Annotated in this window: 16 protein-coding genes and 1 tRNA gene; 3 read left to right on the top strand and 14 right to left on the bottom strand. The window is 50.4% G+C overall.

From position 1 onward, the window contains the following. Nucleotides 1-4 precede the first annotated feature (4 nt). From HRU10_03735 to HRU10_03670, 14 genes are all read right to left on the bottom strand, one after another. Nucleotides 5-871, bottom strand: coding sequence for a class I SAM-dependent methyltransferase (locus tag HRU10_03735; protein ID NRA26343.1), 867 nt, complete (start codon nucleotides 869-871; stop codon nucleotides 5-7). 11 nt (nucleotides 872-882) lie between these two features. Then, nucleotides 883-1,959, bottom strand: a complete 1,077-nt coding sequence (locus tag HRU10_03730) for a transporter substrate-binding domain-containing protein (GenBank protein NRA26342.1) — start codon at nucleotides 1,957-1,959, stop codon at nucleotides 883-885. Nucleotides 1,960-2,198: 239 nt separating this feature from the next. After that, nucleotides 2,199-3,533, bottom strand: coding sequence for a hypothetical protein (locus HRU10_03725; protein NRA26341.1), 1,335 nt, complete (start codon nucleotides 3,531-3,533; stop codon nucleotides 2,199-2,201). Nucleotides 3,534-3,580: 47 nt separating this feature from the next. After that, a complete protein-coding gene (locus HRU10_03720; protein ID NRA26340.1) occupies nucleotides 3,581-3,976 on the bottom strand; it encodes a VOC family protein in 396 nt (131 codons plus the stop codon). Nucleotides 3,977-3,993: 17 nt separating this feature from the next. After that, nucleotides 3,994-4,434, bottom strand: a complete 441-nt coding sequence (locus HRU10_03715) for a biopolymer transporter ExbD (GenBank protein NRA26339.1) — start codon at nucleotides 4,432-4,434, stop codon at nucleotides 3,994-3,996. Between the two features lie 5 nt (nucleotides 4,435-4,439). Beyond that, complete coding sequence (locus tag HRU10_03710) at nucleotides 4,440-4,850, bottom strand: biopolymer transporter ExbD (GenBank protein ID NRA26338.1); 411 nt, start codon at nucleotides 4,848-4,850, stop codon at nucleotides 4,440-4,442. Nucleotides 4,851-4,868: 18 nt separating this feature from the next. Continuing rightward, nucleotides 4,869-5,624, bottom strand: coding sequence for a MotA/TolQ/ExbB proton channel family protein (locus HRU10_03705; protein NRA26337.1), 756 nt, complete (start codon nucleotides 5,622-5,624; stop codon nucleotides 4,869-4,871). Nucleotides 5,625-5,666: 42 nt separating this feature from the next. Then, entirely contained in the window at nucleotides 5,667-6,773 is a 1,107-nt protein-coding gene (locus HRU10_03700; GenBank protein ID NRA26336.1) for a tetratricopeptide repeat protein, read from the bottom strand. A 67-nt stretch (nucleotides 6,774-6,840) separates the two neighbouring features. Continuing rightward, nucleotides 6,841-9,900, bottom strand: a complete 3,060-nt coding sequence (locus tag HRU10_03695) for a tetratricopeptide repeat protein (GenBank protein ID NRA26335.1) — start codon at nucleotides 9,898-9,900, stop codon at nucleotides 6,841-6,843. A 66-nt stretch (nucleotides 9,901-9,966) separates the two neighbouring features. Further along, nucleotides 9,967-10,051: transfer RNA gene (locus tag HRU10_03690), tRNA-Leu, on the bottom strand. Between the two features lie 522 nt (nucleotides 10,052-10,573). Continuing rightward, nucleotides 10,574-10,981 (bottom strand): DoxX family membrane protein, encoded by a 408-nt coding sequence (locus tag HRU10_03685; GenBank protein ID NRA26334.1) that lies wholly within the window; start codon nucleotides 10,979-10,981, stop codon nucleotides 10,574-10,576. After that, nucleotides 10,981-11,400 (bottom strand): rhodanese-like domain-containing protein, encoded by a 420-nt coding sequence (locus HRU10_03680; GenBank protein ID NRA26333.1) that lies wholly within the window; start codon nucleotides 11,398-11,400, stop codon nucleotides 10,981-10,983. Before HRU10_03680 ends, HRU10_03685 begins: the two co-directional genes overlap by 1 nt. Nucleotides 11,401-11,421: 21 nt before the next feature. After that, the gene (locus HRU10_03675) at nucleotides 11,422-12,063 is read right to left on the bottom strand and encodes a DUF1573 domain-containing protein (protein ID NRA26332.1); all 642 of its coding nucleotides are present in this window, start codon (nucleotides 12,061-12,063) and stop codon (nucleotides 11,422-11,424) included. 155 nt (nucleotides 12,064-12,218) lie between these two features. Continuing rightward, nucleotides 12,219-13,193, bottom strand: coding sequence for a transposase (locus tag HRU10_03670; GenBank protein NRA26331.1), 975 nt, complete (start codon nucleotides 13,191-13,193; stop codon nucleotides 12,219-12,221). Between the two features lie 579 nt (nucleotides 13,194-13,772). Between HRU10_03670 and HRU10_03665 the strand changes: the two genes are divergently transcribed. Genes HRU10_03665 through HRU10_03655 form a run of 3 tightly spaced genes read left to right on the top strand, consistent with a single transcriptional unit; the run spans nucleotide 13,773 to nucleotide 15,484 of the window. Then, entirely contained in the window at nucleotides 13,773-14,504 is a 732-nt protein-coding gene (locus tag HRU10_03665; GenBank protein NRA26330.1) for a hypothetical protein, read from the top strand. 37 nt (nucleotides 14,505-14,541) lie between these two features. Then, nucleotides 14,542-15,114 (top strand): hypothetical protein, encoded by a 573-nt coding sequence (locus HRU10_03660; protein ID NRA26329.1) that lies wholly within the window; start codon nucleotides 14,542-14,544, stop codon nucleotides 15,112-15,114. Nucleotides 15,115-15,118: 4 nt separating this feature from the next. Beyond that, nucleotides 15,119-15,484, top strand: a complete 366-nt coding sequence (locus tag HRU10_03655) for a hypothetical protein (GenBank protein NRA26328.1) — start codon at nucleotides 15,119-15,121, stop codon at nucleotides 15,482-15,484. Nucleotides 15,485-15,875 lie beyond the last annotated feature (391 nt).

Here is a 15,875-nt window from a genome sequence, read left to right as displayed (position 1 = left end):
AGGTTCATGGATCTGCCGTCCAACGCCCATACAGAGACAAGGGCAAGAGTAGACCATCGCTGCTTTGCTTCAACACCAGCTCACCGACCTCAATAGAGCCCTTACGCTGGCCAAACAGGCGTGCCAAAAGATGATGCAGCATCAGCGAAGATGCCTCTAAGTTATACATAGTTAAGAGCATCATCTTTGGCGATGGCCCCATCACTTGACGGCAAGTTTCTAACAACTCAATGATTCCCTGCTCTACCTTCCAAAGCTCGTTTTTAGGACCCCGTCCGAACGAGGGTGGATCTAGGAGAACGGCATCGTATTGACGGCCTCGGCGCACCTCGCGTTGAACAAACTTTAGTGCGTCATCCAAAATCCAACGCACAGGTAGGTCTCCCATACCGGAGGCCTCCTGATTACTCCTACCCCACGCTATTACCGGTTTCGAAGCATCGCAGTGCGTCACCTGGGCCCCCGATTTCGCAGCGATTAAGCTCGCAGCACCTGTGTACCCAAACAGGTTGAGTACCGATTTCACATGGCCCGAGGCTATCTGCTGATGGATAAAGTCCCAATGCGGAGCCTGTTCTGGAAACACGCCCACGTGCTTGGAGCCTCCGGTGAGTTTTACCTCAAACCGCACGCCTCGGTAGGAAATCCACCAAGAGGCAGGGCATCCTTTCTTACGCAACCATTTGTTCGTGTCTTCGTCGAATCGGGCATGTGCTGCCTCCCAATTCTTTTTTGGAAGAGAGGGTTTCCACCAAGCTTTGGGCTCACTCCTGACTAAGATATACTCTCCAAATCGTTCCAACTTCTCTCTATTGCCCGTGTCGAGAAGAGCGTAGTTGTCCCAATCGGACAGTGCTAAATCAATATGCATGCTCAATACTCTCAGTCCTCGTGCGCACCCAGAAAGCGGCGACGAATGTTAAGCCACTCCTCAGATTGGGTGACTTTCAACAGCCCAAGGTTTACCTGCTCCTGCCACTCAGCATCCTGTGGGAAGCCAAAAGCAATGAATGCATCATTCCTAGTTTCATCGATAGTAGTGAGCTGTCCAGCATAGTGTTCTTGGATGAAGTGTTTGAGCACCGCATCGTCGTTTACGAAAGCATCAATACTCTCAGTGACAATTGCGGATAAGCCTTCCTCGGTACCAATAAAACCAACTGTCGAAAAGCCGCGCTCACGCACATAACTCTCTGCCAGACTACCAATGACTACACCGATCTTTTTGCCATACAAATCATCAAATGAGGTAATTGATGTAGTCAGCGAGCTAATCGTAAATGCCGTCGCTATGGCTGCAGTGAAGCCAGAAATGAGAATGATCGAGGCAAACATCCAAACAAGACCAACAAGCCTTCCCAGTAGTGTGGTGGGAGCCTTATCGCCGTAGCCTACGGTAGTCATCGTGACTGCCGACCACCAAAAGCCGTTTCCTAATCCCTGCCACCATGGCCCGCCAAACTGCTCAGCATTACGACTCCGCTCTACCAGCCACATTGCCAAACCCACCAGAGATAGAACCAAAGAAAGCGAACCTACAGCGCGCAGTGCTTGCATGGAAAAAACCTGCTGGGCCACAGAAGCCCATAACGAGCTTTTCACCGGCGCTGCTACGGAAACTCCGGAACGGAAAAATGCGTGAGAGAAATCAATTATTTCTTCGCGCTCAGCAGTCACAGATAGAGCAGCCGTAGCCAAGTCAATCTCTCCGCTATCCAGACCCGTAAGCATTTCCTCCAGAGAGACCTCAATATAATTATATTCGACACCCGCACTCTCAGCGATCGCTTCCCAGAGGCTGACAGAGACACCCGTCCATGCACCCGAATCATCCTGGAAAGAAAATGGAGGAGATTGAGTTACCGCCACTTGTAAGGGTTGACTTGGAAACAAATCCTGCCCGAAGGCGGCAAGCGCTCCTGAGAAAAGAACGAAGCATATAAGCAAAAGCCGAATCATACAGTCCACATCTAGAGCACATGATCCGGCATACAAAGATAAATCTATGTCTTAGTCTGACAGGATGTAACTAGAATTGGGGGCGGACTTATGTCCTCTAGTGTGATCTCGAAAGCGGTTGCCACGGGCAGGCCAAAGTTCAAGTCAAGCCAGCTAAGTCGCCATAACTCTACCAGGGAATCTGAGTTTAATATCAGCCACCTAGGCCCCTGTTCCAACGCGTCCTGAAGAAAGCCCCTCTAAACGTCGTCATTCCCCTTTTTTGGATCACCGATAGTACGATAGACACTGCTCGGGAAAGGACGCTGCAACGACTTTAGAAAGCGCTCCACATCTTCATCTACCGAGTAACCAATAATGTTGAGAGTCGGTCGTTTACTCCGTCCGCCGTAAATAGCTTCAGCACGCTCTTCCATCCAATTGACGAAGAAATCGTCCCCCTCGATTCTCTTCCAGGCCTTTGGACCGTTGCCCCAGGGCGGCTTTGGAAGACCTTTTGCTCGGCTTCCACCACCCGAGATCACTTCACCTAAGCCCTTCGTTGCACGCTCCTCCTTCTGTCTTTTACGAAATTTTTTGTCCTTCTTGTACCATTCGGCAAGTTCCTTTTCATACTTTTCAATCTCCTTATCAGAAAACTTCGCTTTGCCTTTTTCAAACTCAGCAAGAGCCTTCTCGTAATCCCGGATTTCATTTCCCATCAAATCTCGGGTAATCGATGGCGTTCCATCCGTTATCATAAAAACCGCGTCTGCTTTTTGCTCAAATGAAGCCAAAAGAGCCAGATCCATCCTGGACCCTCCACCGACTCTCACATTTTTTTCAGCCGCTCCAAGCACAGGCACGTCGCCAAGGTCGGGATAATAATTACGCAGATAAACGCCTCGCTGCCCTGTGATAAATCCACCGTCGGCATCCCAATAGGGTTTAAAAAAATCGATGGCGCGCTGCTTATTTGCCTCAGTAGCAACGACCAAACTCTCACTCATCACATCAACGCCTCGAGCAAATACCATGAGATTGAACAACGTGGCTGAATTGAGTCCTTGAATCACTTCACCTACTTCACGTTTTACGCGCATAAAACCAGGAATATCCCCCCGTTCCGGATCGAGCATGCTTCGGGCAATATCTACAATGATTACGATGCGCTCGCCCTTGGATTTGACGCCGAAAAAGTCGACTGCGCTAACTCCCATCCGTAGGCCCGATCCACTAAAGGAGCCCACGCCGATATCTGCTACTCCGACACCGACGTCTACCGCCGCTCCGATGTTAGGGGCGGATATCTGAATATTAGGCAGATTAACGCTATTGAGCGATTTCACCTCGATGCGCCTCTGTCGAGGTTTAGCCGACTGCTTCTGCCGGTCTTGTGTCTTCATCTTATACTCAAGCTTTCTCGGCTCGAGTGGCTTCATCGGAGGAGGTGCTTCAAATTTCGGCTCGGTCGGTTGAACGTATTTGTAAACGGTATAGCCGCCGACTGCAACCAGTACGACGGCATGGATAATGCCCGCAACAGTCAGCGCAGCGCCCAGCTGAGCATTTTTCTTTTTCTTCTTTTTGGCCATAGGGAGTAATCAGTCGGGTGCCTTTAAGAACTAAAATAGGTGTTAGACTATCGCTGTTTCGGGCTTTCGATCAACTCGATCTCGTAGCCCTCAGGTGCATCAATGAAAGCGAATGTGGAGCCCGAACTACTCTCAGTTGGGCCGTCAGAAAATGAAACGCCATGAGACTGTAAATGTTTTGCAAAAGCATCCATGCTCTCGACTTCAAACGCCAGATGCATCAGGTCTTCTTGCACCTCCACCTCGCCACTTCCAGGGTAGTAAGTGATTTCTATCAGTTCATCCGAATTTGGAGTCCGCAAGAAAACCAATTTCGATCCGCGCGGGGACTCTTTTCTATCAACCTCTTCAAGCCCAAGAATCTTGGTATAGAAATCTACTGTGCCATCTAAATCGCTCACGCGCATTCGCGTGTGCAAGAGCTTTTTTACTATATCTGCCATGGATGAATATATCTAAATTAACTGCCTGTGCCAAATGAGACCATTTTCAACTCGGCCTCAGCACATGCGTTGAGGACGTCGATGGAACGTTGGTGCGGCGATTCGGGGTCGGCTTGAATTGTGATGACCGTTTCAATGCCCATCCGCTTATCTGAAGCAGCAATACGCTGTAGAGTCCGACGAAATTCGGGAATAATTGGGTCGACCGGATCGTCCTTGGGAGCTCCGTTCAGCAAGAGCTGCCCATCATAGAGGATGTCGACAATGTGCTCGGAAGGGATGTGTTCAGGATTTTCTACAGGTGGCGTATCGGCTGGGAGCTGAAAGCCCAGGTCGGTCTCTTCCTTGATAAGCTGGGCAGTTACCATGAAGTAAATCAACAGCAGGAAGACAACGTCGATCATCGGCGTCAGGTCCGGCTTATCCTCTTGGGTGAGCTGAGAAGGTAGTTTAGCCATGGAGATTAATTGGCAGTCTGGAATGTCCCAAAAACGATGTTAAATGCGCCGTTCTCGGCACTGAGGTTCATGACATCGCGAACGAACCGATGGGGTGTATTCGCATCTGCTCGAAGATAGACTTTGAAATCGGGCGTATCAGCGACTCTTTCGGAAACGATTTCCGCGAACTGCACCTCATCAATCAAAACGGGCCCTGCATATAGCTTTCCTGTCTCATCGATCGTGAATGTCGCACGATCGTTGACTTCTTCTGGGACGATCGCCTCCTCAGCGATCGGCAAATCTACTTCGACCTTATCTGAGGTGATAATGACCGCGACCGTCATAAAGAAAACGATCAACAGGAACACCACGTCGATCATCGGAGTGAGATCGGGTGAATCGTCTTCTTGCGGAGGTTGCCAAGTTTCCATATCTAGGCGCCTCAATGTCTAGGCGTGTGCGCGACGAACGGCCAAGTTGAGTTTGAAAAACACATCACCGACGACGCGATTCACCGAGGAAGTGATCTTTCCATAGCGGTTTTTAAAATAGTAGTAGGCGACGAGTGCTGGAATCGCGACGATCAGCCCAGATGCGGTGGTGATCAAGGCCTCAGAAATATTATCAGCAAGCACCGCCGGATCGCCCATACCTACCGTTGAAATAGCGCGGAACGCTTTGATCATACCAGAGACAGTTCCCAACAGTCCGACCATGGGAGCGATCGCGCCGATAACCGAAAGGTAGTTAATGAAAACAAAAGCCCCAGAAAGCTCCTCAACTGAAGCGTCGCTCACGGCTTTCTCCATCGATGCTTGGTCGATCTCACCATCTTGAATTCGCTCCAAGCCTGCTCCGATGATATTGACTACCGGAGAACTGTTTTCCTCGCACAATGCTTTCGCGCCTTCGATATCCAAGCTCTCCACCATGGTGCCTATTTCTTCAACCTGCTTTGTGGCAAGAAATGGAGCACTGCGTATGGCAATAAGGTTATAGATCACCAACGCCGTCCCTACCACTGAAAGGAAACCAAGGACATACATGGTATTTCCTCCCTTTTTCAGTAGGTCGATAATCTCGGTTTCGGCATTCTCTTCAGCAATCGGCTCGGCCTCTGGTGCGTCTTGCGCGACAACGTAAGTCATGCTGCCCAAGAACAGCGTAATGATGAGGCTAAGGTATTTGAATTTCGGGGATTTCATTTAGGGGATTACGGACTTCGTTTAATTTGAATAGGTAAAAAGTTAAGCTTCTGAGTTTTCTTCAGGAACCAGAACGGGATCGTTGCTACGATCACGAGTTTCAAGCTCCTGTAAACGGCGGCGCGCTTGATCGCTCCAAGATGAACTCGGATAAAAAAGGATCAGCTCTTCGTAAATTTTCTCCGCGACCCAGGGCCGTTCTACCGCCTCGTATGCTTTCGCCGATGTAAACATCAGTTCTTCACTCCATTCCAGGCCCAGGCGGGAGAAAACAATGCCCTGGCTCACAGCGGTCATGGCGTCACGAAACTGATTTTCTTCGAAGTATATCTTAGATTCGACCAGCTTCATGAGCGAATATTCGGGAAGACGCCGATCGATGTTGCCAACGAGGCCTAAGAAAATTTTAGCGGAATCGAAATTTCCCTCTTCCATGTAACAATAGGAGATCCAAAGGAGGCACTTTTCACGAAAACGCGTTTCAGGCAAAGTATAGATCCTCTCGTAAATTCCGATGGCCTGACCAAAAAACCCACCCATTCGCAGGCGGTCACCGATTTGCATGGCAACCTCCTGGAGGCCAAGTGCGGGATTTTCTAGAGGCAAACGAGCCAAAAGGCGTCCCGCGTCCTCTTCGCGACCTTTTTCAAGGAGGAGGTCCACGACTCCCATAACATTTCGAAAAAGCGCAACATCGATTTGGTTGAAATCAAATTCGTTCACAATGGCGAAGGCCTCATCTACGAGCCCTTCTGCGATCAGTGCCTTAAAATAAGCCTCAACGAGGGTATGGAAATTTGTCGAACTACGAGGTAAGGCCATAAACTTTATTAGAGGCCATACCGTGGGGCGCATTAGGGGGATGACCGTACCCATGTCTCCATTCACAGCGATGATATCCAGACCTGCTTCCAAATTCCCCTCTGGTTCGACCCGGATGAAGAGCGATCCCTGCTGAAACTCAACTAGGGGGAATCCGATCATACCTCCGTTGCGATCACCAGGAAATCGAAGCAATACTCGGCGCTCTTGGAAATCGACCAACTCAAAAGTTCGATAATTTATGTCGTCAGACTTACAGAACTTCACATCGACTGATCGATTTATGAGGCCATCCCACGCGTTGCTCTGGCCCGAGAGGGATGCCATGAAAAAGACAGATGCGAGCAGGATAGTTTGGGGTAAAATTCTCATCTAATGCGGGGTAAATCGAACACTATTGGATCAAGGATTGGTAAAGGTCTTGAAGCTCAGGGAACACTTCCGTTTTTTCAAGGCCAGCAAAGCGGATCGCCTCGCGCAAAGTGCGCCCTGCATCTTCAGCCGCGCCCATACTGATCAGGGATTCAGCATCCCTGAGATAAGCCCGCGCAGCCCATTCCTTGTAAACGCTAAAAGCGACAAAAACGCGCTCGAAATAGCCATGAGCCTCGCGATACAACCCTTGGTTAAAGAAAGTCATTCCAATTTTAAATTGCGCTTCTGCCCAACGTTCTCCGCGCATCTCACGGTCGCGGAGGATCGACTCATACCCAGCAATCGCCTCATCATACTGGCCAGCAAGCACATGAACATCTCCCAAATATATGACCAGCTCGCCGATCAGATCGTTTGTGGGAAAACGATTACGCGCCTCACTCAAGTAACCAATGGCCGCGGCGTAGTTACCGAAATCCGCTTCCATACGCCCAAACTCGTAAAGTGCCTGAAAAAAGGCTTCTTCATCATTACGGTAGTCTGAAATGACCTTTTCGAGCGCGCGCCGAGCATAGATCTCAAGACTCAGGTCACCACTTTCGCGGATCTTCCCAGCGAGCCAAACGAGTGACGTAGGAGACGCCACATCAAGATCTGTTTCTTTGAAGGACCTCAGGGGATCCATCGGCTCGCCTTGCTCATCGATGGCCATCATCATACGCAGCTCGAGTGTGCGGTTCGACTCAGACCGCGCGACTTCTTTCAAATTATTGAATATCTCGGAAGGAGTCCCTGCTGGCAAACTGGCCAACTTAGTTTGGAAGGTCTGTAGAACTTCACCCGGATAGGCACCCTGATCTTCTAGATCTGTCCTAAAACGAGCATCACGCATGACCAACTCGCGCACCTCAATGTCCACATCGGGGTGCTCACCCAGGTAATCAAATAAAGAACGTCGATCCGTTAGGATCTCCGAACGAAAGGCGTCGTCGTCCAAGAGTCTATTGAGAAAATTCACCGTGGCAGTGAAGCGGTTCTTGTGGCTCCAGTATCGGGTTGGATAGGCTCTTATGATCTGATCTACCCCATAACTCGTAGCAACATGTCCAAAATTTCGGATTGCCTGCTCGTATTCACTTAATGCCTCCACTGGTCTGCCCTGACCCTCCATGGACTGGCCAAGCATAAAAATAGCTTTTGAGAGGTTAGGACTCGAAGGATATTTCAGCGCATATTCACGCAACAATGCCTCTTTCTCGTCGAAGCGATCATTCTCCTCCCAGAGCGCTGCTGCTTGAAAATAAGCGTGATCGATGAAATCCATCTCCTCGGTAAAATTTGGAACTTCGCTGTAATTCTCGACCGCCTCGTAAACCTGGGCATCTGCAGCGAGAACGTCCCCGAGGAACAAATGGGCCTCTCCACGCAAAACACTATTCGGATACGACCGCACAAAACTGCGGAACAATACTTTGGCCGCCTCGAAATTGTCTGTAGCAAACTCTATCACACCCAGGCGAAATTGCGCATCTTCAAGGTAACTGCTGTAGGTGTATTGATCCACCAGCTGCGTGAAGGAACGTTTCGCTAATTCGTAGTCTTCTTGGAAAATCGCGGCCAATCCCACCCAGTAATAGAGGCCGTCTAAAACTTTTGCTGAGTCAAAGCTCGCGATCAATTCGGTGAATCGATCAATAACGAGCTGAAGTTGGGCTGCTTGGAACCAGCTGTCGGCCATGAGATAAACCATGGCTCCAGCGAAGTCATCATTCGGGTACTCAATGATAAATCGAGTCGCAAGGCTCTCAAACCGTGCCAGCTCACCCGATTTTTTGTAAACCTCGGCCAGCTTAAACGTCACCACTTTTGTGAACTGCTGGAAACCTTGATTCAGGATGTATTGCTCCCCCAACTCGATGGCGTAGTCGTAGAGCGCTGACTTCTCAGCCTGAACGAAGGCTGCGTAAATGTAGTTCTCTAGCTGATCGGTTTTTTCCGGGTAGTTTTGATAGAGACGATAAAAAGCCCAGAATGCCTCGAAGTCTCGACCAGTCTGCTGAAACATGCGCGCTTTTCGCCACTCAAGGTCAGGAGTATAATCCGGAATCTTTTCCAATTGCTCCACCTGGATCTGCGCCAGGCGCTGCTGCATACTCAGTTCGTCTAAGCCCCCAGCGCCTAGACCTGTTTCCTCGATAAATTCAATACGTGCATTTATCGATTCGAGCTGGGCCTGGTGGTGCTGCATCAGCTCTGCCCGAGTCAACGTCAGATAATACATCAACGCTGCCTCAGCGAACCGTTTGTTCTTGGAAAGCGCATCGCCGCCCTCAATCAGCTTTACATTAAGCCGGATGTTGTAGCGAGCGTCTGAGTTTGAGGCGAGTACTGGAACTAGCTCCAAGACCTCTTCAAATCTACCAGCATTGATATAGCTCTCAACCAAGGCTGCAGCTGCGAGCGCGACCTTTTCAGGGAAGTCTTTGTAAGTAAACAACTCGCTGAACCAAGGGATACCCATTTCCCAGTCCTCTAAAATATAATAAGCTTGAGCGAGCTTCTCCACCACATCGACGCGGACCGAGCTTTTCATATACTCTACGGAGGGAGGTCGGAGTGCACGCTTGAGAATAGCCGCCGCCTCAGACCACTTAGCCTGAGCGCGAAGCGCATCGGCTCGATTGGCCAACACATTCGGCAATTCACGCCCGTTAAGATACTTTTTTAGATAGCTGTCGGTGATCTCCACCGTTTTGTTTAGCCAAGTCGAATTGCGGCTGCGCGCATAGCTTTGGAGGTAGGCTATCGAGAGATAATAATAGGTATCTTCAAGGGCATCCTGTTGATTCTCGGGAAGCTCCTCTACGCGCAAAACGATCTCCTCAAGAAAAGGAATCGCATCGATCAGATCCCCGTCTCGAACCAGGTCAACTGTCACCTCTTGGAGTTGACTGGTCGCTAATGAAGAGGGATCTTGCGCCCACAAGAAACCGAAGGTGCCTGACAAGAAAAACGCCATGCACACAGCGAGGGACGGGTTAAAGAGGGTCTGTAAAACGTTAGAGATCCGCGAAATCATAAACGGAAAGGTCTCCAGGGAACTAGAGTGTGGGTTAGAGGAAAATGGGATGAATGAAGAGAAATTTGGTACTCGGGGCGGGGGTCGAACCCGCACGCCTTGCGGCACCAGATCCTAAATCTGGCGTGTCTGCCAATTTCACCACCCGAGCAACGAGACCAGGAAAAAGTTATAAGGGAGACGATCTGTCAACTAAAAGAGGGCGATGACCTGACAAAAGGGGTGACCAGAAGTGCTTGGAGTCATGCGGCCTCTTTGAGACATTCTTGACTTTCGATGTAGGTGGCCCGGTAGACTCTAGCTGAGATTAAGGCATCTGCGTTTGCTGTGAGCCAAGCCATGCCTATGCGCACTTTCGACTATGCCTGTGCCAACAGGCAGGTTGCTTTCGAGGGCCTTTGGGTAGTCCATTGGCTCTTTTCGATTATTTAACCCGGTTATGTATCGGCGGATCACCAAAAGTGTTTTTCGCGCTCCGAATCGAAGTTCAACTCTACTTCAAAGACTCCGGCGCTTTCAAGATCAGCTGGATGACATATTCCTTCAGATAGCGAGGGTAGTCCCGGTGACCTTTGCAGAAATAAAACTCAGGCCCTCGGATGATTAATTCGGCTACGCTGCTCTTGCCAACTACAGGGCGAACCGCCCAGCCAATAAACACTGTCCCATATTTTCATCCCTGGATCTTGTTTCTGTCCAAAAGGTAAACGCCACCAGCAGTTAAGGCGATGAGGACATCCCGCCCGATAAGCCACGGATAATTCGCCTCAGTTTCACTTTTTCCAAAACAACCACAGGAAATGTCGAGGCCCCGGCCCCAGGCCAACGCCAGAGCCACGACGAAGACAGCCATCATCACCCAGATCATACACACCGCCTCGCGTCGCAGTGAACCAATCCACAGCGCAACCGCTGTGATAATCTCCACTGCGGGCAAGACCAAAGCTGCAAACCAAGCTACCCGATACGGCACCAGTTGATAGCTCAGGATATCCGTCAACATCTGATCCGGGCGCAATAACTTGAGCACACCCGCATAGAGGAACAGCCCGGACAAACCCAAGCACAAGAGCAGTAACACTAATCGCCGAGCTCCAACCATGCGTCCCAGCCTCCTTTGAGTACCATTACATCATCAAAACCCACCTCCTCGCGCAGCCGCACAGCTACCTGCTCACTCGCCTGACAAGCCTCACTTCCACAATATACAACGACGCGCTGTCCCGGCGCCCAGGCGTCGAACACTTCAGGCAATAATGCCTCCCAGTCGTCCTCATTCAATAAAAGCGCCCCAGGAATATGATCTTGAATAAAATCCCCCTCACTCCGCGCATCCAGCATCAGCCATTCATCCAAAGCCTGACTCAATTCAGCAGCGCTGACCTCATTGTCCCCCAGCACATCATCACTCCAAGGGGCCACGTGCGGATTCAGTGCAAAATTCACTCCCGCAATCCCACAAACCAAGACTCCTATCAAAATCCACTTCCTAAGACTCATCCGTCTTATCTCCCCACATACTCACTTCACATAGCCGTAGACGTAAAAAGACCGCGGCTTCTCTTTGGGATAATTAGTCGAGACTTTAAAACGCGTGCGAATGGGACGGTCGGTTGAAGTCGTAAATAAATTCAAACGAAAATGGCCCTGCCCGATCTCCTCGAGCTGTCCCTGCACGGCCTCATTATCTGGCGTAACAGAAACGATCTCCACAGCCTCATCAATTCCCGAGCCGACCTTCAAATCAATCGACTTCATATCCGGATCCTCTCCCTGTTTCCAAAACACAAAGCCCGGTTTTATGTCTAGCACTGTGGGGATCAAAGTCCGCATCATGAGCGTTGTTGTCTCCCCGTCGTCAGTTTTCACCCGGATCGACTTTCGCTGCATACCTTGCCGATTCCCCACATTCAGTGAAGCCACGATTTCGCCCGACTCGCCAGGCTCGTAAGTCTTTTTATCCAACGCAGCGGTCGTACAGCCACAACTCGACTTGATCTCGGTAATAGTAACTGGTTCACCGCCAATATTTTCAAATCGAAACACAGCTTCAGCTGATTTCGCCAACGGACTAATCTTCTGTGTAACCTGGGTCGTCTCCCACGAGACAAGCCCAAAAGCAAAATTAGATAGAACGAGAAATAACAATATGGAGAGCTTCATCGCTGCTAGAAAATGCGGAGTTTAACTGGCAGACAAGCAAAGAGAGCACCAGATCTTCAACGACAATCTAACGCCCCTGAAGTCAGATTGAAGACGACGCCAACATGCAAACGAGCTGCCAGTCCGACTTCATTTGATTGAATGGCGAAAAAACCTCAGCCCCGACAATGCCTAAAACTAGTTAATCCAGATATTGCCTTTGCATCGATTTGCTTGGGCTCACGCTTCCTTCGGTCACCGACCCGTTCTGCCCATTTAGCGATATACTCTTCGACAAAAAGAGCAGATCCGATCACGGCACCCTGGGTGAAATAGCGAATCCGTTGACGCAGCATCACGGGCAAAGGTAACACTCCCTCAGCATCCATCACCTCACGAAAAGTCTCATCGCTTATCCCAGCCCCTTCGCCATTGCGTTTCGGCCCGACCCCTTTCGCAAAGATCACAGTGCGATACAGCGCCAAAGCCTTGGAAAAATCATCATGAAGGGTCATCGCACACAGAGCTGTCCGCAGCTGACCTTGTCCAGCCAGGGCCTCAGCATAGCCACAGAAACGATAATCCTTCGGATCATCCACCAGTTTCGCACGCACCGGATTCAAATCAATATAAGCCGCCACCGTGCGCAGCACCGCTGGATCATCTTCAACAACAGTGCTCTTAAACCGATCACACCACACCGGCCCATATCGCTCGCGACTGCGATTAAACCAAATCGAAAAGCGCTGCTTCAGCGTCTTCATAAATTCCGACACATCCCCCATCCGTGCCTGAAGCACCGCACGTATCCGCTGCCCCTCATCAGAATTCGTCTTCAACGCCTCCTCCAGCACCGCCAAATCCATTGGCTGGTGATCCGTCGGCTTCGGATAGAGCAACGCATACCGCCGCACCAACTCCACATCCGACACCTCCTTCGCCGCACCACACACCCGCACCAACACATGCAGATGATTCGACATTACCACATATGCCAACACCTCCACCCCAGAAAACCCAGCAACCTGCCACAACATCTTCCGCATCACCTCTTTCTCCCGATCCTCAAAGAAAAACTCCCCATTCACCGTCCGCGTCATGCAGTGATACACCGCACTCTCAGCAGCTCCATAAATTCGTCGCGTTCGCATAATTCAGAAACGAACACAAATCACAGTCATCCCATAGGAATTCGAATTTTTCCTGGACCACAGATTACGCAGATATACACAGATAAGTATTTTGTTATTAGGTGTTTATGATTGTCCTCTAGAAGGATGAAAGTTACATGAACACCCTGCGAATTGGCGAAGTATCCATACGCGTTATCCCATAGATTTCCGCGGACGATTATCTCTTTCGTAAATCTCTCTTATTCATAAAGATCTGTGAATATCCGTGTAATCTGTGGTCAAAATTATGGGATAGTTGTGAAATTCTGGGTTTTTTACTTCAGTCGGTTCAATGGGTGGCGACTTTGAAGGATGAGGCAGTCTCTCTACTGTCTCACCGTCAACGTCATCAATGAATTCCTGGAAATCACTGCCGCCTGCTTTCTCTGCATTTGTATGGGAAGCATTGAGGCTTCGGAAACACGCAGTCCGTGTAAGAATAGCTGCGTGGTGTGCTCCCTGGGCAAGGACGCCCAGGACACCGCTTCTGAATGAGCAGCGGGTATCCAGCCGCCGTGGTCATATACCACTCAACTTCCGTTCATACCTTCTCGAGCTATGTCATTCGAAATAGGCCCAAATATATCTGGATTCAACACGCCGTCCTATCTCAGGGAGGGGCAGGACAAGGCTGTTAAAAGAGAGAAAGCGACTCAGGCTTCCTCTGCAGAAAAGACTACAGATAGCGCCAAAACCTCTAAAAGCTCCTCCGTAGAATCCAGTCCCACTGCGCGACTGTACGATATCGCCAACCGAGCCTTCGAAAGCCAAACTGTCCAAGAGGAAATATCTCTTCTACAGTCTCAGAGCGCCGCTCTGGAAGAGGCTTTTCAGGTATTAGAGAGGATCGACTCTCTTGTGTCTGAGGATCAAACCGGCGATTTCTCTGAACTACAGGCCTCGCTCGCCGAGGTCGGCAATGCGTCTTTTAACAACCGATCGCTCTTTTTGTCTGAAGACTCAGAGGGCGAGCCGGTGCCCTTCCGTCGAAGTTCTGGGGACTACAATGTCTCACGTGAAGAGCTTTTGAATGCGATGAATCCAATTCTTGATGCGCAGGAGGCCTCCGACCTTTACGAGAATACTGTGCGCAGTGCTTCTAATGCGGTGAGTGAAATGATCGGGCGTACCGGAGCGGTGGAAAGTCAGGTGTCTTCGAATGCAGTCGCCGCTGTCGTGGATCCAGCCGAGTATGATCTTGGCGCTCTTTCCGACAATGTTCGCACGACTCTGGATCCGCGTATCCATGGAAATCTGCAGCCCGGCAACATCCCTCGGTTAATCACGTAGACGCATCCGAGGCGAGCTAGACTTTGCTCCGAAATTGATGAGCGCGGTAAATATTAGTGAACTGCTTCAACGCCCTGAGCCTAGGGTAAAGGTGACGCCACTACAGTTTTTGCGCGTATTCGAAAGGGTCTTTCGTGAAGAGCTAGATCGCGTTGGGCTATTTGCCGACGATGCAATTAATGTTGAGCGCGCGATGAACTTTAACAAGCGTTCCTCCCAGCTTCAACTTTGGCAAAAAGTGGAGAAAGAGGGGCTTCGTGAGTTCAAGATGGTGTTGACTATCGACGCGCAGATTATCCCCCAGAAGGATTCTTTAAATGCCATCAACTACTCGCTGTGGCATCTGCCGACGGATAACCAAGCGCGCTATCTGAGTATCATGGAGGAATTGGAGTCTGTTCCGGGTGAGGCCGCCCGTGCCGTCGTGGTGTGTTTCAGCATGTTGGATTCGGAATACAAGCCAACGGACCCGATAAAAGAGTTGACCGACACCTCTGTTAAAAGTCAGCGCGGCATCAGTTTGACCGACGATTTGACTGCTGCGGCTCGCCGAGGCGGGGGCGCAGCGACGACCGACCAGGCACAGGATATTTTGGGCGTGAATCAGTAATACCGTGAAAAACGGCTATTCGAATGACTTGGGGCGGCCTAAGCCCACGCCCCCGGGGAATTACCTCGACGTACAGATTGGGGCAAACGGCTCTGAGTCTCCGGCAATTGAGGCTAGCGATCCGACATCTCCGGGCGCTTCAGAACCCGGCGTACCCAAAAAATACTTGGGCGTGCATTTTGTGGAATGCCACGCATACGGCCGCATGTATCCCAACTTTACGAACACGCATTTCGTGGGCCGCTGTCCTAAATGCGGTCAACCGATACGAGCGCGTATTGGCAGCGACGGGACAAATGCACGCTTTTTCCGAGCGAGTTGCGAACGGCATCAAAAGGGAGAGACTCAGCCCAGTTGGCCCATGCATTGATCCATGCGGTTGTAGGAAACAGCTGTGCGTCTTGTGGATCATCCCCAGCTCCTTATGGAGAAATTGCACAGTCGTGATCGCGATCCTTGTAGTTGTCGTAATCGAGACACAACGGTTCCCGGGTTGAAGTAATTTCGGGATTGGGGGCAGATTTCTTTGGACTGTGGGATGGACTGAGCGTTTGGATTTTCGACCACGACCACGACCACGACCACGACAACGACAACGACAACGACAGGCGATGGCGATTTCAGGCTCGTCGGCACTGAGTAAATCGCGATGCTTCGCGGTAATGAAGTTTGGCCATGAACAACTGGATGTTCATCAATTGTCGTTGGAGTATGTGGCCTGGGCATATGAATTGGCGAAGGTTTTGAAGGGCCAGAATCGG

Source organism: Opitutales bacterium (assembly GCA_013215165.1).
GTDB lineage: Bacteria > Verrucomicrobiota > Verrucomicrobiia > Opitutales > JABSRG01 > JABSRG01.
The sequence above is the reverse complement of the archived record's forward strand: the minus strand, read 5'-3'. Positions and strand labels throughout refer to the sequence as shown.